At 72.9% G+C, this 4,309-nt stretch carries 5 protein-coding genes; 4 read left to right on the top strand and 1 reads right to left on the bottom strand.

Features of this window, described 5'->3' with window-relative positions; translation table 11 throughout:
* On the top strand, positions 1-686 hold a 686-nt coding region (locus AC0CYZ_RS15710; RefSeq protein ID WP_472216936.1), incomplete at its 5' end, for a glycine betaine ABC transporter substrate-binding protein.
* Positions 687-712: 26 nt separating this feature from the next.
* A complete protein-coding gene (locus AC0CYZ_RS15705) occupies positions 713-1,678 on the top strand; it encodes a glycine betaine ABC transporter substrate-binding protein (protein WP_472216934.1) in 966 nt (321 codons plus the stop codon).
* A 3-nt stretch (positions 1,679-1,681) separates the two neighbouring features.
* Here AC0CYZ_RS15705 and AC0CYZ_RS15700 read toward each other — a convergent pair whose 3' ends face one another.
* Entirely contained in the window at positions 1,682-2,344 is a 663-nt protein-coding gene (locus AC0CYZ_RS15700; protein WP_472216932.1) for an SDR family oxidoreductase, read from the bottom strand.
* Between the two features lie 175 nt (positions 2,345-2,519).
* On the opposite strand from AC0CYZ_RS15700, the gene AC0CYZ_RS15695 reads away from it, so the two are divergent.
* Positions 2,520-3,548, top strand: a complete 1,029-nt coding sequence (locus AC0CYZ_RS15695) for an NAD(P)-dependent alcohol dehydrogenase (RefSeq protein ID WP_472216930.1) — start codon at positions 2,520-2,522, stop codon at positions 3,546-3,548.
* Positions 3,549-3,645: 97 nt separating this feature from the next.
* A partial coding sequence (locus AC0CYZ_RS15690; protein ID WP_472216928.1) for an amidohydrolase family protein occupies positions 3,646-4,309 on the top strand: 664 nt, incomplete at its 3' end.

Here is a 4,309-nt window from a genome sequence, read left to right as displayed (position 1 = left end):
CCGGGGCGATCGACATGTACTGGGAGTACACCGGCACGGCGTGGCGCATCTACCTGCGCCAGGAGGCCCGGCTGACCGACCCCGACGACCTGTTCACCGCCGTGCGCGACGCCGACGCCCCCAACGGGGTCTCCTGGCTGCGGCAGGCCCCGTTCGACAACACCTACGCCCTCGGCGTGCAGTCCGCGAACGCCGACCGGCTCGGCGTACGGACGATCTCCGACCTCGCCCGGCTCGTCCGATCCGGGTCGCCGGACGCCACGCTGTGCATCGACCAGGAGTTCACCGGCCGCGAGGACGGGCTGGTCGGCCTCCTGGGGACGTACGGCTTCCAGTTCCCCGACGGCGCCCTGACCACCATCGGGCTCGCGGACATCTACCCGGCGATCGCGGCCGGGCGCCCGTGCGTCTTCGGTGAGGTCTTCGCCACCGACGGCCGGCTCAACGCGCTGCGGATCAACACCCTCGTCGACGACATGGGCTACTTCCTGCCCTACCGCGCGGCGCTGACCGTCCGCTCGGACGTGCTCGCCCGTAACCCGCGCCTGGCCGTGCTCTCCGACCGGCTGTCCCCGATGCTCACCGAGCAGGTGATGCGGGAGCTCAACGCCCGGATCTCGGTCGGGAAGCGCTCCCCGGACGAGGTGGCGCGCACGTTCCTGCGCGAACAGGGGCTCATCGGCTGACCGGCCCGTCCTGCCATGATGCCGCCGTGTCCCGGCCGGTCCCCGCGCTCGTCCCGGCGGTGCTGGTGGCGCTCGCGGTCCTGGCCGCGGCGTGCGGGACCCCCGCCCCGGCCTCGTGGGAGGCCTCCGGCGGCCTGCTCGCCCAGCGCGCCGACCTCCGGGGGGCGAGCTACGTCGTCGGCGGCGGGCCCACGACGGCGCTGCGGCTGCTCTGCCAGATCACCATCGCTGCCGCGCAGGCCGCGGGCGGCGACGCGGACGACGAGTGCGGCAAGGTCGGCGCCCTCGACGTCCACGACTCGCCGCACCGCACCGACGTCGACACCGGTTGGGCGTCGTTGCGCGCGACCCAGCCCGACGGGACACCGACGCCGGACGGTCGCCCCGCACCGTCGCCGCCCTCGCTGGCGGCCCTGCGGGCCACCGACGCCTCCCGAGGGGTCGCCTGGCTGGACCCGACCGCCTTCGACGGCGCCGACGTCGTCGTGACCCGGCCCGGCGTGGCGCCCGACCTGGCCGCCCTCGCGGCGTCGGCCCCGACGCGGCCGACGACGCTGTGCGCGACCGCCGACGACGTCCCCGGGTCCGCCGCCGCCCCCGGGTCGGCCGCTCTGACCGCCGGCTACGGGTTCGCGCCCGCCGTGGTCGCGCAGGACACGGCCTCGGTGCTCGCCGGCGTCGCGACCGGGCGCTGCACCGCCGGCCTCGTCCCCGGGGACGCCGGGCGGGTGCCCGCGCTCGGGCTCGTCGTGCTCCCGGACGTCCGCGGGGTGCTCACCGGACCCGCCGGACCCCGGGGCTACGCGCCGGTGGTGCGCCGCGCCGTCCTCGACGCCCACCCGGCGCTGGCCGACGTGCTCGGCGAGGTCACCCGCCGCCTCGACGGCGCCGCGATGCGCGGCATGGTCCGCGAGGTGGAGGTCGACGGTCGGGATCCGCGCGACGTGGCCCGGCGCTGGTTGATCGCCGAGGGTCTCGTCGCGTCGGGGTGACGGTCAGCGCCAGTCGTCGATCGCGGTGCTCAGCGGGACGGTGCCGTTGATCAGCTCGAGGGTGCGGCCCGCGGTGCCCGGCGCGTCGAGGAGGGCGACCAGGGTCGCGGCGACGTCCTCCCGCGTGACCTCCTCGTGGCCGACCCGGTCCTCGGCGAGCGTGACCCGGCCGGTGGCGGGCTCGTCGGTGAGCCGGCCCGGCCGCAGGATCGTGGCGTCGAGATCGGTGCGGTCCCGGACGCCCTCCTCCGCGTCCCGCTTGGCGCGCAGGTACTCGCCCCAGATCGAGTCGTCCTCGGACTCCGAGGGCGCGTCCTGCGCCCCCATCGAGGAGACGAGCAGATAGCGCCGCACGCCCGCGGCGGCCGCCGCGTCGGCGAGCAGGAGCGCGGCGTCGCGGTCGACGGTGCGCTTGCGCTCCGCGGTGCTGCCCGGGCCCGCTCCCGCCGCGAACACGACCGCGTCGGCGCCGCGCAGGTGCCCGGCGAGCTCGTCGGCGCGGCTCGCCTCGAGGTCGACGGTGACGGGCTCGGCCCCCGCGGCCCGGACGTCGTCGGCGTGGTCGGGGTTGCGGACGAGCGCCACCGGTTCGTCCCCCCGCTGGGCCAGCTGGCGCTCCAGGGCGAGAGCGATCTTCCCGTGACCTCCGGCGATGACGACGCGCATGTCGTCCGCCTACCCGGGTGCCGGGTGCCGCAGACACGCGATCCGGCTCCTGTCCGGATCATCCCTTTTTGCTGCGGGTGGAAAGCCGGCTCTTGCGCGCAACCGAACCCCGTCGTGTGATGGAGGCCGCCCCCAGGGACGTGTCCACCACCACTGCCGCAGGAGGTTTGCCCCGGTGAAGGCCGTGCGCGTGCACGAGTACAAGAAGGACCCGTCGCTGGATGACATCCCGGAGCCGAAGCTGCTCGGCCCGTTGGACGTGATCGTGAAGATCGGTGGGGCGGGGGTGTGCCGGACCGATCTGCACATCGTCAACGGGGACTGGGCCGACATCCAGAACCCGGAGCTGCCCTACGTGATCGGGCACGAGAACGCCGGGTGGGTGGCCGAGGTCGGGGACGCGGTCACCAACGTCAAGGTCGGCGACACGGTGATCCTGCATCCGCAGCCCTCGTGTGGGCTGTGCCTGGCGTGCCGGGCGGGGCGGGACATGCAGTGCACCGGGGACGCGTTCTTCCCGGGGTTGTCGAACAACGACGGTGGCATGGCGGAGTACCTGCGCACCACCGCGCGGGCGTGCGTGAAGCTCAACCCCGACACCAACCCGGCCGACGTCGCCGCCCTGGCCGACGCCGGGATCACCGCCTACCACGCGGTGCGCAAGTCGGTGCCGTACCTGTACCCGGGGACCACCGCCGTCGTCCAAGGGGCTGGCGGGCTCGGCCACATCGGCATCCAGGCCCTCGTCGCGCTCACGGCCACCCGGATCATCGTCGTCGACAAGAACCCGGAGGCCCTGGATCTGGCGCGCCAGATCGGGGCGGACGAGACGGTCGTCGCCGACGGCAACCACGTCGAGGCGGTGCAGGACCTCACGGGGGGCGGGGCGACGGTGGTGTTCGACTTCGTCGCCGAGCAGGGCGCCGAGAACGACGCCTGGGCGATGACCGGCCCCGCCGGCTACGACTTCGTCCTCGGGTACGGCGGGCAGTTCACGGCCCCGACGCTGGATTTCGTGGCCGGGGAGAAGAACGTCATCGGCAACATCGTCGGCACCTACAACGACCTCGCCGAGCTGATGGTCCTGGCCCAGGCCGGGAAGGTCACCCTGCACACCGTGCAGTACTCGCTGGACCGGGCCCTCGACGCACTGCACGACCTCGACGCCGGCAACGTCCGCGGCCGGGCGATCCTCGTCCCCTGAGTCCCTCACCCACACCGACGCACCACCGATCAACCGCACCACCGCTCCACCACCACCGAAGTGCGGCGCCAACGCCGTGCGCCGAGGAGGACCACCCGTGTACGAAAAAGATGGTGAGAAGTACTTCGTCGTCGACTCCCACATGCACTACTGGGACGCCTCGCCCGAGAACTGGGTGCCCGGCGCGGAGCAGTACGCCAAGGGCTGGATCGAGTGCTTCCACGCCTACCAGTCGCTGGGCCCGGCCGAGACGCACCAGTCGATCGAGGAGTTCCAGCGGGTCTCCGAAGAGCAGCTGATGCGCGAGGAGTTCGAGGAGGGGCACGTCGACGTCGCGATCTTCCAGTCGACGTACCTGCGCGAGTGGTACACCCAGGGCTTCAACACCACCGAGCGCAACGGCTCGCTGTTCGAGAAGCACCCCGACAAGTTCCGGGTGAACACCCGGTTCGACCCGCGTGACGGCGACGCCGGGATGCGCGAGTTCGAGGCCAACGTCGAGAAGTACCACCCGCTCGGGGCCAAGCTCTACACGGCGGAGTGGAACGGCGACTCGCGCGGCTACAAGCTCTCGGACCCGGAGTGCTACCGGTTCCTGGAGCGCGCGCAGGAGCTGGGCATCAAGAACATCCACGTGCACAAGGGCCCGACGATCTGGCCGCTGGACAAGGACGCCTTCGACGTCTCCGACGTCGACCACGCGGCGACGGACTTCCAGGGTCTGAACTTCATCGTCGAGCACGTGGGGCTGCCGCGCATCG

It is taken from the genome of Actinomycetospora sp., from assembly GCF_055612215.1.
The sequence above is the reverse complement of the archived record's forward strand: the minus strand, read 5'-3'. Positions and strand labels throughout refer to the sequence as shown.

Bases quoted from the DNA above. Each gene is read 5' to 3' on its own strand.
- AC0CYZ_RS15700 (WP_472216932.1), bottom strand. From the start codon at position 2,344: ATGCGCGTCGTCATCGCCGGAGGTCACGGGAAGATCGCTCTCGCCCTG.